The sequence below is a fragment of the Limnobacter sp. G6BE5S genome (genome assembly GCF_058448965.1).
In genome coordinates this window covers 66,650-84,117 of sequence record NZ_JBZFLM010000002.1, presented here as the reverse complement: position 1 = coordinate 84,117, position 17,468 = coordinate 66,650, and the positions used below count along the sequence as shown (strand labels likewise).

The window sequence follows — 17,468 nt, the reverse complement described above, 5'->3', positions numbered from 1 at the left end:
GCAACAATGTTTGCACGATAATCTTTAGTACCCTGACACATCATTGTCAAACCATGACAATCGCCTAATAAAGCCGGAGGCACCCCATGCTGTATCAAATGCACGAATTCCAGCGCGCACTACTCAACCCAATGACCATCTGGGCCGAAGCTGGCTCCAAGCTGTACAGCAACCCGTTCAGCCCATTGGCCCATTTGCCGATGGCACGTCGAATTTCCGCTGGTTTCGAGCTGATGTACCGTTTGGGCAAAGAGTACGAAAAACCCGACTTCGGAATCACCACTGTCAAATGCGGCGACCGTGAAGTGTCGATTGCCCAGGAAATCGTTGAAACCAAACCTTTCTGCAAGCTGATCCATTTCCGGAAAATGATCCCTGCTGAATCCAGACCCCTCAAAGCCCAGCCCAAGGTTTTGGTGTTTGCGCCGTTGTCGGGCCACCACTCCACCTTGCTGCGCGACACAGTCAAAACCCTGTTGCAAGACCACGATGTATTCATCACCGATTGGGTAGATGCCCGCATGGTGCCCCTGTCCGAAGGTGAGTTCCACCTCGATGACTATGTACATTACTGCATCGAATTCATTCAGTTGCTGGGTCCCGATGTACATTTGATTTCAGTGTGCCAACCCACCGTGCCGGTTATGGCTGCGGTCTCGCTGATGGCGTCGAACAAAGACCCCAAACAAGCCAAAAGCATGACCATGATGGGCGGCCCGATTGACACCCGCGAAAGCCCCACGGAAGTGAACAACCTGGCCATGAAAAAACCCTACTCCTGGTTTGAAAACAATGTGATTTACAGCGTGCCACACACCTACCCTGGCTACCTGCGCCGCGTGTACCCCGGCTTTTTACAGCACTTGGGCTTTGTCAGCATGAACCCCGACAAACACACGCAAAGTCATTACGACTTTTACATGCACCTGGTTGAGGGTGATGGCGAAAGCGCTGAGAGCCACCGCCAGTTTTATGATGAATACAATGCCGTGCTGGATATGCCGGCTGAATACTACCTGGACACCATCAAAACCGTATTCCAAGACCATGCTTTGCCGCTGGGCACCTGGGAAGTTCGAGGTCACCACGTAAAACCGGAAGATGTGAAAACCGTTGCCCTGCTGACCATTGAAGGCGAGCTCGATGACATTTCAGGCCCAGGCCAAACCAAAGCCGCACTCAAGCTGTGTAAAAACCTGCCTGCGGACAAGAAAGAGCATTACGAAGCCATGGAGTGCGGACACTATGGTATCTTCAGCGGTCGCCGTTGGCGCGAAAAGGTTTACCCGAAAATCCGCGAATTCATAGCCAAGAATGCATGAGCAACTTGTACAACAGATAGACGATCTACTTCCTCAAACCCAATGCACACAATGCGGGTTTGAGGGCTGCTTGCCTTATGCAAATGCCTTGGCCCGACAAGAGGCTGACCTGAACCGTTGCCCCCCAGGCGGCGAGACCACCATTGCGGCATTGTCTGCACTTCTCAATCTTCCAGAAAAACCTGTAGACCCCAGCTGCGGCTCAACCATTGAGCGACACATTGCCAGCATCAACCCCCAGCATTGCATTGGCTGCACCTTGTGCATCAAGGCGTGCCCAGTTGATGCCATCGTTGGCAGCAGCAAACGCAGGCATGGGGTCTTGGCTGAACTCTGCACGGGCTGTGAGCTGTGCATTCCTCCCTGTCCGGTTGACTGCATCGACATGGTGTTCATACCGGAATTCAGCGCTTGGGATCAAACCCAGGCGCATGCGGCCCGTGCGCGAATGCAGACTAGGGAAATACGCTTGATGCGTCAAAAAGACGAGCAGTCGGAAAGACTCGAAGCCAAGGCAATTCACAAACTGGACGAACTCGATGACATCCCCAGCCCTGATGCTGCTGCGAAGAAAGCGGTAGTACAGGCCGCGCTGGCCAGGGCGCGGGCACGGCGACAGACACAATCATCATGAACAAAGAAAAACGCACCGAGATTTTTAAACGTTTTCAGCAGACCAACCCGGAACCAAAAACCGAGCTTGAATATTCAACCGCGTTTGAATTACTTGCTGCGGTTTTACTGAGTGCACAAGCCACGGACAAAGGTGTGAACATTGCTACGCGCAAGCTGTTTGCGGTCGCCAACACACCAGCGGCGATTGCAGCGTTGGGTGTTGCGGGCGTAGAGGATTACATTAAGACCATTGGTCTTTTTCGATCAAAAGCCAAGCACCTTGTGCAAACAGCCGAAATTTTGCGAGACGAGCACAATGGCGAGGTACCTGCGGACCGGGAAGCACTTGAAAGATTGCCTGGTGTGGGTCGAAAAACCGCCAACGTGGTGCTCAATACCGCATTTGGACAACCCACCATGGCGGTCGATACGCATATTTTCAGGATCAGCAACCGCACTGGAATTGCCCCCGGAAAAGACGTACTTGAAGTTGAAAAACGCCTGCTAAAGCTGGTGCCACAAGAATTCATGCTAAATGCACACCACTGGCTGATTTTGCATGGACGCTATGTGTGCAAAGCACGCAAACCGGAATGCACTCGTTGTAGTATCGTGGACTTGTGCGAATTCAAAAAGAAAACAACATGAGCCACGCAATTTGCGTTCAAGTGTTTACCGAGGTCAGGCTTGAGGACGCGGCTACGCTGATTGAAGACGCAGTGGAAAAGGCGGGCTTACGCCGGCACTCCGACTATATCAGCCGGGTTATTCTTTTGTGCACACCCCATTTCGCCCCTCTGTTACAAGATCTTGCACAACTGTGTGTCAGCAAAACCAACTGTATGAATGTTTGGGGTGGCTGTGCCTCCGGTTTGTTGGGTCAAGGCCGCGTATACAGCAACGAACCCACCGTTCTGGTTGCAGTGTTTGGGAAAGAATTTGAAACCCCGCAAGACAACATTCCGACCGGGCATGCGGCATTGAACCTGTGTATGGTTGAGCACGAGCAAGTGCTGACCGACCACTGGACACTGGCCGATTTCGAACCAGAATCAAGCGTAGTACAGGCCGACACCCTGGGTTTGTTGTCGTACGGCGCAAATTACGCGAAAATGCCGCGTGTTGAACATGGTCGCCTTAGCGGCGAAGCCATATGCGCAACGCAGTTATTGGTACAAAACCCCTTGGTTCTGAATTCAGAAGGACTCACCTTTCTGGGGCCCTATCAAACGGTGACGGAAAGCAATGGTCTTTTCCTGATTCGTGTGGGCAATGAAAAGGCTGCCACAGCGCTTCAATGCCCAAACGAACAACCCCGCCCCGTGGGTATGCGCTTGCAAGTAGTTCACGAAAAAGGCGAAAGCTGGATACCCGTGATGGAAATTCATGCTGACGGCACTTTGGGACTGGCTGCACCCGTACTAAAAGGGCAAAAAGTGCGCTTGGCCCACAGAACGCCCAAGGCGATTGACCGGGAAATTCACGAATGGATGCCCACGGTCAATGCGCATTTCGACAACCAGGCACCGCAGGTGGGTATTCTTTTCGCTGGTTTTGAGCGCAGCCAAATGTGCCACGCTGACGACAACGACATTGCCACAGTATTGACCCATTTCCCGATTACCGAATGGATTGGTGTTTTTGGTCAAGCAGCATGGCTAAACCAGGGTGGCACGGTAGTTACGCCCCCAAGAAACAATCGACTCAGTCTGTGCCTGTTTAATAGCCCACAGATGCAATAAAACGAGGTGCCCCTTTCATGTTCAACCCCACACGCGACCAAGCACGACTGTTTTTCTTGAACAGCTGGAAGAAATACCACAAGGAAGAACCATTGAGTGAGGCGGAAAGCCTGGCTTTGCAATGGATGACCAAACACCCCGAATACTTTGAAATTTTTGACACTGAGCCCGAGGCTATTCTTGCTGCGGACTTCTCGGTAGAGGCAGGCCAAAGCAATCCGTTTCTGCACCTGTCCATGCACCTGGCAGTGGCCGAGCAAGTCAGTATTGATCAACCGCCTGGTATTCGGGCAGCCTTCGTCAAATTGTGCGAGAAAATGGGCGATGACCACAAAGCGGCCCACCAGGTGTTTGAGTGTTTGGCTGAACAAATTTATCAGCAGCAAAAAAACGGCGTCGCATTCAGCAGCGAAAACTACATTCAGTGCATTCTTGAGCACAGCGGAGTTTAACCGCCCAATCGAACTACCCAATAAAAAACCCGCCTAAGCCGAGAAGCTTGAAGCGGGTTTCATGATGTTTCAGGTTTGGTGAAACCCGAAAGACCAATTTATTTTTTCAGGTACAAATCACCTTCAACTGAGGCAAAGAAAGCTGACAGATCATTGATGTCTTGCTGGCTCAGACCAGCAGCCATACCCACCATAATTGCATTATTGCGTCCGCCCTTCTGATACTGCTTCAAGGTGTTTGCAATGTAGTCCGCGTGCTGACCAGCAAGCTTGGGGTAAGAAGGATCCATGGTTTTGTTCCAATTGCCTTCAACAGCGTGACAAGCCGCGCACTGGGCTTCGGCCTTGGCTTTGCCAGCGGCAATGTCTGCCGCCTGAACTGAAAATGATGCTGCAAACAAGGCTGCAGCGATAGCGAATGTAGTTTTCATATTGAGTGGTCCTTGTTGCAAATCACTTGGCTTGTGCGTAGTACGCAGCCAGGTCAGCGATGTCTTGTTCGGTCAACGTTTCAGCAATTCCGCGCATGGTGGGGTGCTTGCGGTCGCCTTTTTTGTAGGCGATCAACGCGGCTTCAATGTACTTTGCGTTCTGGCCTGCAATATAGGGCACGCTGTACACCTCGGGGAAGCTGGCTTTGTAACCGGGAATACCATGGCAGCCAATGCACATGGACTTCTTCGATGCCGCTGCCTCGGCGTTGCCTTCGACAGCCATTGCGGGGGTAGCAAAAGCCACCGCAGCCAACAGGCCGGTTGCGCCGATTGCGCTCATTGCGCGCATTGCGCGAACAGTCAAACCGATACGTTTCATCTCGCTCTCTCGTCAACAAATGTAATTGGTGGTCAGCCGCGCCATATTGTGTAATGGGTGGCGCTGGGCAAAAACCTTGCCATTTTACGGTTGATCGGGCACTTAGTCTACGAACAGCGAGTCGAAAGCACCAAATTGGATGAAAAATTCAGCAAATAAGCCCCAAAAAGCACTTACACTGGCGATATTGAATTACAAGGAATTACAAAAATGCGTTTTGAAGGTAGCAAAACCTACGTCGCAACCGACGATTTGAAACTGGCAGTCAATGCGGCAATTACTTTGCAGCGCCCCTTGCTGATCAAGGGTGAGCCCGGCACTGGCAAAACCCTGTTGGCCGAGGAAGTGGCCGAATCACTGGGCCTGGAGTTGATGCAGTGGCACATTAAATCCACCACGAAAGCACAACAAGGCTTGTATGAATACGACGCAGTTAGTCGCCTGCGCGATTCGCAACTGGGCGAAGAACGCGTCAAAGACATCGCAAACTACATTGTGAAAGGCGTGTTGTGGCAAGCCTTCGAGAGTGACAAACCTGTGGTGCTGCTGATTGATGAAATCGACAAGGCCGACATTGAGTTTCCAAACGACTTGCTGCGTGAAATTGACCGCATGGAATTCTTTTGCTACGAAACCAAACAGTTGATCAAGGCCAAGCACCGCCCCATCGTGATCATCACATCGAACAACGAAAAAGAGTTGCCAGACGCTTTCCTGCGCCGCTGCTTTTTCCATTACATTCAGTTTCCGGACAAAGCCACCATGGAAAGCATTGTGGCGGTTCACTTCAAGAATTTGAAGAAAGAGTTGCTGGATGCGGCCATGGCCAGCTTCTTTGGCATTCGTGCCCTGCCCGGCTTGAAGAAAAAGCCCACCACATCCGAGTTGATTGATTGGCTGCGCCTTCTACTGGCCGAAGACATTCCTGCCAGTGCCTTGCAAGCCAAAGACGGCAAAGAAGCCATACCCCCCATGCACGGCGCATTGTTGAAAAACGAGCAAGACGTTGAACTGTTCAACCGCTTGGTATTCATGGCCCGCCAGGGTCGCTAATTAAGGCTTTTGCTGTGTTACTGGATTTTTTCTTTCAACTTCGCGACGCCAAGATTCCCGTCACCGTGCGGGAATACCTAACCCTGCTTGAAGGGATGAAGGCGCAGTTCATGACGCCCAGCCTGGACAACTTCTACCATTTGTCCCGCCTCACGCTAGTAAAAGATGAACGCTTTTTCGATCGGTTTGATCAAGTGTTTGGCAGCTATTTCAAAGGGCTTGAAAAGAACATGGATTTGTTCGCTCAATTGCCCAAGGACTGGCTTGAAAAGCGGTTCAATCGCGAGTTCACGCCCGAAGAAATGGCAGCCATTGAAGCCATGGGCGGGCTGGACAAGCTGATGGAGCGCTTGAAAGAGCTGCTGAAAGAGCAAAAGGAACGCCATGAAGGCGGTAGCAAGTGGATTGGTTCTGGCGGCACCTCGCCTTTCGGCAACAACGGCTTTAATCCTGAGGGTGTTCGAATTGGACAAGATGAGAGCCGCAACCGCCGTGCCGTGAAAGTTTGGGATCAGCGCCTGTACCAGGATTACGACGATGAACTGGAAATTGGCACCCGCAATATCAAAATAGCGCTTCGCCGACTGCGCAGATTTGCGCGTGAAGGTGCACAAGAAGAACTGGATCTGGACAACACCATTGAATCCACTGCGCGAAACGCGGGCTGGCTGGATTTAAAAATGCGCCCCGAGCGACACAATTCTGTGAAAGTACTGATGCTGCTCGACGTGGGCGGATCGATGGACGACCACATTCGACGCACAGAAGAATTATTCAGCGCAGCAAAAAGCGAATTCAAGCACCTGGAATTTTATTACTTCCACAACTGTGTCTATGACTTTTTGTGGAAAAAGAACCACCGCCGCCACAGCGAACGCTTTCAGACCCACGACATACTGCGCACCTACAACAGCGATTACCGCCTGATATTCGTGGGCGACGCCACAATGAGCCCATACGAAATCCTGCAACCGGGGGGCTCGGTGGAGTACAATAACAAGGAAGCTGGCGCAGTGTGGTTGCGTCGTTTTCTTGATCGATTTCCGAAAGCCGTCTGGCTTAATCCGGAACCCGAAGGGCTTTGGCAATATCGCCAAAGCGTTGAAATCATTCAAAATATCATGGAACACCGCATGCACCCCCTCACGGTCGGTGGGCTTGAAACTGCAATGCGATACCTTAGTAAGTAATCCTTGTATTCTTTTTTCTGACCCTCCCCGTTATTAGCAGCACATACACATTTCGTGTGGAGAAAGAAAATGGAAATCAAACGTACTCACCCCCTGATCATTACTGCCGCCGTTGCCATTATTTTGGCCGCCGGTATCGCAATTGCCTCCATGACCGGCCTGCTCCCCAGCAGCAACGCCAACATGAGCGATCAGGAAATAGCCCAGATGGAAGAAAAAGCACGTCTGGAAGAAGAAGCGAAAGCCAAGCAAGAGGCGGCTGCCAAGAAAGCAGCATCCAAACCAGCCCCAACAAAAGCAGCCGCCACTTGTAACACGTGTGGTCGGGTTGTTGAAATTCGCCAGCGTACCGTTCAAGGTGAAGGCTCCGGTATCGGTGCTGTAGCAGGCGGTGTGGTGGGCGGCCTGCTGGGCAATCAAATTGGCGGCGGTAGCGGCAAAAAAGTGGCGACAGCGGCTGGTGTAGTCGGCGGTGCTGTGCTGGGCAACAAAATTGAAAAAGACCGTAATTCGACTACGCAATACGATGTAGTGGTTCAGTACGACGCTGGCGGTTCAGACGTATTCAGCTTTAGCAGCGCTCCCAACTGGCAGTCTGGTGACCGTGTGAAAGTTGTGAACGGTCAGATCACCTCTAGCCTGTAAACCCGCTCATCTGTTTACAGGATTTGTTTGGTCACCCAGCGATGGGTGACCTTTTTCGTTTCAATAGTCTGTTGTGGAACCAGTTGAAACTCTGAGGCACTCAATTCAAATTCCCCCTTGAATGGAACCTCTACATGACAGCACTGCATGACCCCGATTTAATCAAGGCCCTGGCCGCCTGGGTGGGACAACTTAAAAGCCCCTATCATGAGGACAAGCAAGTGAACAACTACCCCGTGAAGCTCATGTCAAGTTCGCCCAATGCCTGGCTTGAAATCAAGCAGATCGAACAAGGCATGATGGAAATTACCTGTATTCACAGAGTGATGGAACAGGATGAACACTGCGATCTGGAGGGGATCCGAAAGGAATGCAGCCAGTTCAATGCGCTGATGGAACGTGTCCGCCTTCCCGCTTACATGTGGGAAGACCGGCACAAGGCTGAATTTCAGTTAAGGTGGCAAGAAACTTTGGTCACACAGGCTGATTTGAAGTATGTTCAGCAATTTTTTGAACAATCACTGTACCTGGCCAATGCCCTGCAAAGCAGGCTGGGCTGGGCACTGAATAGTCAGCCCCAGCCACTGAGCCATTAAAGCAGAATCAAGCAGCCAAACCTGTCAGGCTTTAACCGTCAACAACAGCATGTTCAAGCGGCGAACAAAACCTGCAGGGTCTTCCAACTGGCCACCCTCAGCCAGCACCGCTTGGTCAAACAACACATTCACCCATTCATCGAAATGATTATTCTCAATTTTCAAGCGCTGAATGAACGGATGCTCGGGGTTTAGCTCCAGAATTGGCTTGGTATCAGGCGCGTTTTGACCTGCCTGCTTCAACATGCGTTTTAAATGCTCGCTCATACCAGCCTCGTCTGCCACGATACAGGCAGGGCTGTCGGTGAGGCGCAAGGTAACACGGGCTTCCTTGATGCGATCTTTCAGCAGGTCTTCAACCTTCTTCAGCACATCCTTGAACTCATCTTCAACTTTCTTTTTGGTTTCCTTGTCTTTTTCATCTTCAAGGGCACCCAAGTCCAAGCCACCTTTGGCACAGCTTTGCAATTCCTTGCCTTCAAATTCCTGCAAATAGGAAAGCATCCATTCATCAACCCGGTCACTCAACAACAACACCTCAACACCCTTCTTCTTGAACACTTCCAGGTGCGGGCTGTACTTGGCGGCAGCATAGGTGTCAGCGGTCACGTAGTAGATTTTGTCCTGCCCTTCCTTCATGCGGCCCACATAGTCAGCCAGGGAAACTGTTTGCGCGTCGCCCTCACTTTGCGTAGTGGCAAAACGCAGCAGCTTGGCAATGCGCTCCTTGTTGGCTGGGTCGTCGCCCATGCCCTCTTTCAGAACCTGGCCGAATTCTTTCCAGAATGTGGTGTACTTTTCCGCTTCGTTAGCGGCCATGTCCTCAAGCAAGCCCAGCACCTTTTTCACTGAACCTTCGCGAATGGCTTTTACATCGCGGCTTTCCTGCAAAATTTCGCGTGATACGTTCAAGGGCAAGTCGGAAGAATCGATCACACCCTTTACAAAACGCATGTAGGGTGGCATCAGTTGCTCAGCATCGTCCATGATGAACACACGCTTCACGTACAACTTGATGCCCTTTTGCTGATTGCGATCCCACAAGTCATAAGGCGCCTTGGCGGGAATGTACAGCAGCGAGGTGTATTCCGAACGGCCACCTTCCACGCGGTTGTGCGTATGCGCCAAGGGGTCGGCAAAATCGAAGCTGATTGTTTTGTAAAACTCGTTGTACTGTTCAGCCGAAATATCTGATTTGGACCGCGCCCACAAGGCATTGGCCTTGTTTACATTTTCCCATTCAGCCGTGCCTTTCATGCCTCCGGCTTCTTCGTCCCATTCCTCTTTCAGCATTTGAATGGGCAAGGAAATGTGGTCTGAGTACTTGGTCAGAATGCTCTTCAATTTCCAGCCGGAAAGCAATTCATCTTCATCCGCTTTCAAGTGCAAAATGATTTGTGTGCCGCGGTCCGCTTTTTCGATGGCTTCCACGCTGAATTCGCCATCGCCTTTGGATTCCCATTCAACGCCTTCAGCGGCCGGCAAACCTGCCCTGCGGGAGCGCACGGTGACTTTGTCGGCCACGATAAACGCGGAATAAAAACCCACACCAAACTGGCCAATCAGGGCGGCGTCTTTTTGCTGGTCGCCACTTAATTTCCCGAAAAATTCTTTGGTTCCGCTTTTTGCAATGGTGCCCAAGTGTTCAATGGCGTCCTCGCGACTTAAGCCAATGCCGTTGTCGTCGATCGAGATGGTGCGGGCCTCTTTGTCAAAGGTCACCCGAATTTTCAACTCGCTGTCATTTTCAAACAGACCGGCATTGTTGATGGCTTCAAAGCGCAGTTTGTCGCAAGCGTCGGAGGCGTTGGAGACCAGCTCGCGAAGAAAAATTTCCTTGTTGGAATACAGGGAATGGATCATCAAATGCAGAAGTTGCTTGACCTCTGTTTGAAAACCCATTGTTTCCTTCATTGCACCCATGTTGTTTGCTCCCTTCATGTTCTGTTTTCGGATGACGATATATGGGGATTCCACAAGAGATTTCAAGGCGAAAAAAAAGCCCCGAAGGGCTTTTTTTAACCAGCTTTGCGCAGCGTATCGGCTTTGAACTTGATGTCGAGTTCTTTGCCCTTGCGCCCACGTTTACCCAGGCGTTCAGCCAGCAAAGCAGGCTTTAGCACTTCCTCTCGATCTTTGCCGCCACGGCCCACACCGGCAACCACCAGGCTATCCGCAGATCCAAAGGCAATTGCAGCCACCAAGGAGTCTTTGTCATCAAGCGGCAACAACTGCACACCGCGCCCGCCACCAGAAAGCTGCTTCAACTCCTCCAGCATGAACACATGAAAACGCCCGGCCTCAGAAAGCACCGCCACACGGTCGTCTGTAGGCATCAACAACACAGGTGGCAAAAGCTTTTCACCAGGGTTCAGGCTGATGAACTGCTTTCCCGCCTTCATGCGGCTTTCCATGTTGCCAGCAGTGGCCAAGAAGCCGTAGGCTGCACTGCAAGCAAGAAACACTGGCTGGGTAGCCTGTGCAGCCAACGCGTGGCTGAGAGTGCCTCCATTAAGCTCAACAAGGCTTTGCGCCGGTATGCCATCGCCCCTGCCACCCGGCCAGGCTGCAACCGGCACACTGAACACCTTGCCCAGCGCGTTGCCTGCGCCAAACAAGTAGGTGTTGTCGGTGGTTTTGCATTCAAAGGCTGCGTACAGGGCGTCGCCCACCTTGAAGGTGAATTGGGCGGCGTCGTGACCGTGACCCTGGCGGTTTCGAATCCAGAATTTCTGGGAAACAATCACCGTAGTGGGTTCTTCAACCACTTTCACCTCAATGCTGGCTTTGGTGGCCTCTTCAATCAAGGTTCGGCGGTCATCGCCATAGGTGTCCGTGTCTTTGCGAATTTCACCAATAATTCGGGTTTTCAGTTTGCCATCATCGGCCAGCAAGGCTTCCAGGTCGGCTTTTTCTTCGCCCAGCTTGGCCAGTTCCTGCTCAATCTTGATTTTTTCAAGACGAGCCAATTGGCGCAGTCGAATTTCAAGAATGTCTTCGGCCTGGCGATCGCTCAGCTTGAACGCCTCGATCAGCGCGGGCTTGGGTTCATCGCTTTCACGAATCACCTTGATCACTGCATCAATGTTCAGCCACGCGATCAGGCGACCTTCCAGCACGTGGATTCGGTCATTTACCTGTGCCAAGCGGTGCTGGCTGCGGCGGGTCACGCACACTTTTCGGAATTCAATCCAGTCCAGCAGCATGGCGATCAGGCCGCGCTGACCGGGGCGACCGGCATTGTCGATACTCACCAGGTTGATCGATGTATTGGTTTCCAGGCTGGTGTGGCTCAACAGCAGGTTTGAAAACTCTTCAACAGACACATTCCGGCTTTTCGGCTCGAACACCAAACGCACCGCATTTTCCTTGCCTGATTCATCCCGCACAGCATCCAGCATGGCCAATACCTGTGCTTTCAGGTTTTGCTGCTCGGTGCTCAGGCCTTTTTTTCCAGCCTTCACTTTGGGGTTGGTCAGTTCTTCAATTTCTTCAAGCACTTTGGCCGTGCTGGTGTTCGGTGGCAGTTCCTTGACCACCAACTGCCATTGGCCACGGGCCATTTCTTCAATGTCCCAACGGGCACGCACCTTGATTGAACCCCGGCCGCCCGCATAAATTTCTTTCATCGCACTGGCAGGCGAAATAATTTGCGCACCACCCGGAAAGTCGGGGGCAGGCAAATGGCCCATGATGGTATCCAGGTCGGCATTCGGGTGCTTGATCAAGTGGATCGTGGCTGCGGCCACTTCCCGAATGTTATGCGGTGCAATGTCAGTGGCCATACCCACTGCAATGCCAGACGCGCCATTCAACAACACAAACGGCAGGCGCGCAGGCAACAACTTGGGCTCTTGAAAGCTGCCATCGTAGTTGGAAATAAAATCGACAGTGCCCATGTCCACTTCGTCAAGCAGCAGCTTGGCGATGGGTGTCAAACGGGCTTCGGTGTATCGCATGGCGGCAGCACCGTCGCCATCGCGGCTACCAAAGTTGCCCTGGCCATCGATTAACGGGTAGCGCAAGGTGAAGTTTTGCGCCATGCGCACCAGTGCATCGTAGGCAGCCTGGTCGCCATGCGGGTGATATTTACCCAATACGTCACCGACCACGCGGGCCGACTTCACAGGCTTGGCATTGTTGGCCAAACCCATTTCATTCATGGCATACAAAATTCGCCGTTGCACGGGTTTTTGGCCATCAGCACACTCGGGCAACGCCCTACCCTTGACCACGGAAATGGCATAGTCCAGGTAGGCACGTTCGGCGTAAAGGCCCAGCGTAATCGTTTCAGAGTCGTCGCCAGAAGGTGGCGTTGCATCCAGGGTTAGTTGTTCCATGCGGTGCTTCGAGGTTTCTTATTTTGAAAATTGACGTTGACGAAGGGTTTCAAACAGGCAGACCGAGCTGGCCACCGACACATTCAGGCTTTCAACACTGCCGATCATCGGAATTTGCACCAGTTGGTCGCATTTTTCACGGGTCAGGCGGCGCATGCCATCGCCTTCTGCACCAAGCACCCAGGCAATGGGGCCGTTCAAATCAGCATCGTAAAGTGTATCTGTGGCCTCACCCGCCGTGCCGATACACCAAACGCCCGCATCCTGAATTTCTTCCAGCGTGCGAGCCAGGTTGGTCACGGTGATCACAGGGATTGTTTCTGCTGCGCCACAAGCCACCTTCGAGACCACCGGGGTAATACCCACCGATTTGTCTTTGGGCAACACCACAGCATGCACACCGGCGGCATCAGCACTGCGAAGGCAAGCACCCAGGTTGTGCGGATCGGTCACGCCATCTAGCACCAGCAGCAAGGTGTTCTTGCCGTGGGTATCAATGATTTCAAACAGGTCGTTGCTTTTCACCAATTCTTTGGCAAATGCCACCACACCTTGGTGCTGTTTGTGACCTGCTGCTTTTTCCAAACGATCAGAATCAGCTGCACTGACCTTCACGCCTGCGGCCTTCACCTTGTCGATGAACTGCTGCATGCGCTTGTCTTTGCGGTGTTGGTCAACCAACACCTCGTCTACGCTGGCCGGGGCTGTTTTAACCCGGGCCGACACGGCATGAAAACCATACAAAATGGCCAATTGATACGCTCCGCTTATCTAGGTTTTTTCGCTGCAGTGCGCATTTTAGACCCAGTGGCGGGCTTGGGACGAGCAACACGCTTGGCTTTTTGAATTTCTTCCTTGCGTTTTTTCTCGGCAGCCGCTTTGCTGCGCGATTCATCGGCCGCGCGTTTTTTATTAACACCCCGTGAACTAGTGCTTTCCTCGGGGGGCAACACAGGCGCTGTTTTGCCCGCATCTTGCACCGCATTCTGTAGCTGAGTCGGGTTGGTACGGCGACCCTGCTGCCGCTGGGGCCGGTTGCCAGACTTGCCATTCGGCTTGGCTGAACCGGGATCTCGCATCAGGCTCTCGAACTTCACGCCCTGAACCAGACGGAATTCAATTCGGCGGGCATCCAGATCAACCCGCGAAACCTGAACGTTGATTGGGTCGGTCAGGCGGTAACGAATTCCACTGCGCTCGCCGCGCAATTCATGCAGGCTGTCGCTGTACTGAAAGTACTCGGTACCCAGTTCAGACACGTGCACCAGGCCCTCAACATAAAGGGCATCAAGCGTAATAAACAAGCCAAAGCTTGTTACGCCCGATACATGGCCCTGGAAGGTATCGCCCACACGTTCTTTCATGAAGAAACACTTCAGCCAGGACATCACATCGCGAGAAGCTTCGTCTGCGCGTCGTTCTGTGGAGGAAAACCAGTTACCGGATTGATCCCAGCGAGCCAGTTCCTCGGCCTTGTCCACACGGCGCTTGGGGTCGAAATCTTCGAACTCGCGCTCGTCCAGTGGCAGCGGCACGTAACGCTTGCCAGCCAACAGGGCTTTAATGCTTCGATGAACCATTAAATCAGGATAGCGGCGAATGGGCGATGTAAAGTGCGCATAAGCCGGATAAGCCAAGCCAAAGTGACCACTGTTGTGCGGTGTGTAAATGGCCTGCTGCATGGAACGCAACATCATGGTTTGCAACAAAGCTTGATCGGGGCGACCCTGAATTTTCTTCATCAGGTTCGCATAGTCCATGCTGGTGGGGTCGTCGTCACCGTCCAGCGTCAAACCCACCGAGCGCAAAAAGGCGCGCAGGTTTTGCAATTTTTCAACGGTTGGCCCTTCGTGCACGCGGTACAAACTGGGGTGTTTGCTGCGTTCCAGGAAATCCGCCGCACACACGTTGGCCGCCAACATGCATTCTTCAATCAAGCGGTGCGCATCGTTGCGACGCTTGGGCACAATCTTGTCAATTTTGCCATCGGGATCGAGCATCACCTGCGTTTCAACCGTGTCAATTTCCATTGCACCACGGCGCTGACGCGATTCAAACAGCACCTTGAAAAGCGTGTACAGGTTTTCAATGTCGCCATACCCTGAGCCCATGGCCTTGGCAGCCATGCTTTGCGGATCGGTTAGTGCATCCCAAACCTGGTTGTAGGTTAAGCGGGCTGAGGAATGGATCACGGCGTTGTAAAACTGATAGGCCTTGATCGCACCCTTGGGGCCAATGATCATGTCGCACACCAGCACCAGGCGGTCCACGCCAGGGTTTAGCGAACACAGTCCGTTGGAGAGCTTTTCGGGCAGCATGGGAATAACCCGCCGCGGAAAATAAACGGAAGTACCGCGCTTGGTGGCCTCTTGGTCAATCGGTGTGCCAGGCAACACATAATGGCTTACATCGGCGATGGCCACCAGCAAACGCCAGCCGCCCTTGGTGTCGTTCGATGGGGTGCAATACACTGCATCGTCAAAATCTCGTGCGTCTTCGCCGTCGATGGTGACAAAAGGCACATCGCGCAAATCCACGCGGCCTTTCAGGTCTTTGTGCTCCACCTCATTCGGAATGCTTTCCGCCTGATTCATGGTGAGCAAATTGAATTCATGCGGCACGTCGAATTTGCGCACAGCAATCTCGATCTCCATGCCGGGGTCGTCTAACTCACCCAGTACTTCAGCCACCTTGCCAATGGGCTGTGAATGACGTGTGGGCTGCTCGATGATTTCAACCGTGACCACCTTGCCAGGCGTGGCATTGCCCACGTCTTTGGGCGACACCAGAATGTCGTGTTTAATGCGTTGGTCTTCGGGTATGACCAGCAAAATACCGCGCTCGGAAACAAGGCGCCCAACCAAGCGGTTGGTTTTGCGTTCGGTCACTTCAACAATGGTGCCCTCGGGCTTGCCGCGGTGATCAGTGCCGGTAATTCGCACCAGCACACGGTCGCCATGCAACACTTTTTGCATTTCACGCGGGGAAAGGAATGCGTCGGGCCCGCGATCGTCCCGAACCAGAAAACCGAAACCATCACGATGCCCCGCCACGCGGCCAGCCACAAAATCCAGTTTGGTAGAAAGCAACAACATGCCTTTTCTGTTGGGCATTAATTGGCCATCACGCTCCATGGCATTCAGGCGTTTTTCAATAATGGGGATTTGATCTTCGGTGAGTTTAAGGTGCTCGTAAACCTGTTCGCGGGTTAAGGGGGCTTGCGCTTGGCGCAATACAGCCAGGATGTCTTCACGACTTGGGATTTTTATTTCTGTTTTATGCATTGACAAATTTATTTATTTCATTAGAATTCACGGCTCGCACCTGTGCCCAGGTGGCGGAATTGGTAGACGCGCTAGGTTCAGGTCCTAGTGGTGGTAACACTGTGGAGGTTCGAGTCCTCTCCTGGGCACCAGCAATTTTCTTCCCTATGCGTTTCAACGCAGTGTACAGCACTTTCCCAGCTTTAATTCTGAATTTCCAAAGCGCTTTGCGAATTTGCATTGCCGCTGGTGCCTGCAACACAAATTCGCTAATAATTTCACTTAGAAACCATAGCCCACGCTGAAAATCAGGCTGCTGTCGGTTTTCTTAACCCCAGGCGGCGGCATGTTGTCGTAGTCCACATTCAGCTGCGTGGCCACGTTCACGTTTTCAACAATGGGAACCCGCAAACCGATTTTTGTTTTGAAAAGTGCATCAGCCGTGTCTTCCAGGCTGATCGACAAATCATTGTTGTTGAAAAACACCAAGCGCTTGTCCCAAAATTTGCGCTCGTAATTCAAACCGAGGCTTAGCGAGGGAAAAGACTCATCGGATGCAACAATGTAATCTTCATTGATGTAAGCCAAACCATATTCAGTGGACAACTTCGCACGTTCGGTTTCAAAAAACTGGTAACCATAACCTGCACCAAGTGAGGTTCTCAAATTCAAATCAGCCAGCTTGTCTTGCTCTCCCTTTGCATTCACAAACAAGTAATCTTTCTCGCTTAAAAACGCATCGTACTGGGTCAACAAATAACGGTTCGACGTCGTGGTCACGCCGGCAGACTCAGCCTCGTTGACTTCGGCAGCCAGGGTGTATCTGTTCTCAGGTGTGCGGGCGATAAATTCCGCATCAAAGTTCAAGGCCTCATCTTCGGAATTGCCTCGGTTAAACACACCCCCCAAATTGGCCCGTCCACTGTATTTCACAGAGTTATCAACTACAGGTGGGTTAAACATGGCAACGTCAGCCTTCTGTAGCGGCTTGGAGCGTCCCAAATCGCCTTGATCAATGATCAACTCGCCTTGCTGGCTTAAGGTCACCTTGCCCTTCGCAGCGCTACCATTTTTGAGCTTTACAGTTACACCTTCGTCGGACTGCAACTCCAGCACCTGCTTCCAGGGCAATTCAACGACGCCAATCATGGGCGACTTGAAGGTGAGAATGTTGTCGCTGAGCTTGATGACTTCGCCGGTCAGGCGATCACCATTCGTCAACACCACATTTGCGGCATTAACCGGACTACTGAATAGGGAAATTGCGAGTGCGCAAGCTGGCGCTAATTTGAAAAAACAGGGGGAATTTTTCACGGCTACTTCTTGTAAAACAGACATTGTCCCGAGGTCTCCTTGGCAGGTAATTGGACCCATAGGATAACACATCGGATTTTAGGCCTTTTTAGGCCATAAATAAGGCATTGTTGACGGGAGTTA

The 17,468-nt window shown here is 52.2% G+C and carries 16 protein-coding genes and 1 tRNA gene; 10 read left to right on the top strand and 7 right to left on the bottom strand.

Annotated elements, in window-relative coordinates; genetic code table 11:
* Positions 1-86: 86 nt before the first annotated feature.
* Genes ACVL1J_RS03600 through ACVL1J_RS03580 form a run of 5 tightly spaced genes read left to right on the top strand, consistent with a single transcriptional unit; the run spans position 87 to position 4,131 of the window.
* On the top strand, positions 87-1,322 hold the full coding sequence (locus ACVL1J_RS03600) for a polyhydroxyalkanoate depolymerase (RefSeq protein WP_341237277.1): 1,236 nt from the start codon (positions 87-89) through the stop codon (positions 1,320-1,322).
* A complete protein-coding gene (locus ACVL1J_RS03595) occupies positions 1,315-1,956 on the top strand; it encodes an RnfABCDGE type electron transport complex subunit B (protein WP_341237278.1) in 642 nt (213 codons plus the stop codon). Before ACVL1J_RS03600 ends, ACVL1J_RS03595 begins: the two co-directional genes overlap by 8 nt.
* A complete protein-coding gene (gene nth / locus ACVL1J_RS03590) occupies positions 1,953-2,585 on the top strand; it encodes an endonuclease III (RefSeq protein ID WP_159568720.1) in 633 nt (210 codons plus the stop codon). Before ACVL1J_RS03595 ends, nth begins: the two co-directional genes overlap by 4 nt.
* The gene (locus ACVL1J_RS03585; RefSeq protein ID WP_159568721.1) at positions 2,582-3,679 is read left to right on the top strand and encodes a hypothetical protein; all 1,098 of its coding nucleotides are present in this window, start codon (positions 2,582-2,584) and stop codon (positions 3,677-3,679) included. Before nth ends, ACVL1J_RS03585 begins: the two co-directional genes overlap by 4 nt.
* A 17-nt stretch (positions 3,680-3,696) precedes the next feature.
* On the top strand, positions 3,697-4,131 hold the full coding sequence (locus ACVL1J_RS03580; RefSeq protein WP_159568722.1) for a DUF1841 family protein: 435 nt from the start codon (positions 3,697-3,699) through the stop codon (positions 4,129-4,131).
* 98 nt (positions 4,132-4,229) lie between these two features.
* Here ACVL1J_RS03580 and ACVL1J_RS03575 read toward each other — a convergent pair whose 3' ends face one another.
* Both ACVL1J_RS03575 and ACVL1J_RS03570 read right to left on the bottom strand, forming a co-directional pair.
* Positions 4,230-4,562 (bottom strand): c-type cytochrome, encoded by a 333-nt coding sequence (locus tag ACVL1J_RS03575; protein ID WP_159568723.1) that lies wholly within the window; start codon positions 4,560-4,562, stop codon positions 4,230-4,232.
* Positions 4,563-4,584: 22 nt separating this feature from the next.
* Positions 4,585-4,848: a c-type cytochrome gene (locus tag ACVL1J_RS03570; protein ID WP_236550839.1), complete on the bottom strand. Its 264-nt coding sequence runs from the start codon at positions 4,846-4,848 to the stop codon at positions 4,585-4,587.
* A 306-nt stretch (positions 4,849-5,154) separates the two neighbouring features.
* Here ACVL1J_RS03570 and ACVL1J_RS03565 point away from each other — a divergent pair, with 306 nt between their 5' ends.
* From ACVL1J_RS03565 to ACVL1J_RS03550, 4 genes are all read left to right on the top strand, one after another.
* The gene (locus ACVL1J_RS03565; RefSeq protein WP_159568724.1) at positions 5,155-5,997 is read left to right on the top strand and encodes an AAA family ATPase; all 843 of its coding nucleotides are present in this window, start codon (positions 5,155-5,157) and stop codon (positions 5,995-5,997) included.
* A gap of 14 nt (positions 5,998-6,011) precedes the next feature.
* Positions 6,012-7,187, top strand: a complete 1,176-nt coding sequence (locus ACVL1J_RS03560; RefSeq protein ID WP_341237279.1) for a vWA domain-containing protein — start codon at positions 6,012-6,014, stop codon at positions 7,185-7,187.
* A gap of 69 nt (positions 7,188-7,256) precedes the next feature.
* Complete coding sequence (locus ACVL1J_RS03555) at positions 7,257-7,832, top strand: outer membrane lipoprotein (RefSeq protein ID WP_341237280.1); 576 nt, start codon at positions 7,257-7,259, stop codon at positions 7,830-7,832.
* Positions 7,833-7,966: 134 nt separating this feature from the next.
* The gene (locus ACVL1J_RS03550) at positions 7,967-8,428 is read left to right on the top strand and encodes a hypothetical protein (RefSeq protein ID WP_341237281.1); all 462 of its coding nucleotides are present in this window, start codon (positions 7,967-7,969) and stop codon (positions 8,426-8,428) included.
* Between the two features lie 24 nt (positions 8,429-8,452).
* On the opposite strand, the gene htpG is transcribed toward ACVL1J_RS03550, so the two are convergent.
* The 4 genes from htpG to rnr all read right to left on the bottom strand — a co-directional run bounded on the left by htpG (position 8,453) and on the right by rnr (position 16,052).
* On the bottom strand, positions 8,453-10,351 hold the full coding sequence (gene htpG, locus ACVL1J_RS03545; protein WP_341237286.1) for a molecular chaperone HtpG: 1,899 nt from the start codon (positions 10,349-10,351) through the stop codon (positions 8,453-8,455).
* A gap of 95 nt (positions 10,352-10,446) precedes the next feature.
* Entirely contained in the window at positions 10,447-12,768 is a 2,322-nt protein-coding gene (gene parC, locus ACVL1J_RS03540) for a DNA topoisomerase IV subunit A (protein WP_341237282.1), read from the bottom strand.
* Between the two features lie 18 nt (positions 12,769-12,786).
* A complete protein-coding gene (gene rlmB, locus ACVL1J_RS03535) occupies positions 12,787-13,521 on the bottom strand; it encodes a 23S rRNA (guanosine(2251)-2'-O)-methyltransferase RlmB (protein WP_159568729.1) in 735 nt (244 codons plus the stop codon).
* Between the two features lie 14 nt (positions 13,522-13,535).
* Positions 13,536-16,052, bottom strand: coding sequence for a ribonuclease R (gene rnr / locus ACVL1J_RS03530; protein ID WP_491665124.1), 2,517 nt, complete (start codon positions 16,050-16,052; stop codon positions 13,536-13,538).
* 44 nt (positions 16,053-16,096) lie between these two features.
* Here rnr and ACVL1J_RS03525 point away from each other — a divergent pair.
* A tRNA-Leu gene (locus tag ACVL1J_RS03525) sits at positions 16,097-16,183 on the top strand.
* Positions 16,184-16,313: 130 nt separating this feature from the next.
* On the opposite strand, the gene ACVL1J_RS03520 is transcribed toward ACVL1J_RS03525, so the two are convergent.
* A complete protein-coding gene (locus tag ACVL1J_RS03520) occupies positions 16,314-17,369 on the bottom strand; it encodes a DUF481 domain-containing protein (RefSeq protein ID WP_341237674.1) in 1,056 nt (351 codons plus the stop codon).
* Between the last annotated feature and the right edge of the window lie 99 nt (positions 17,370-17,468).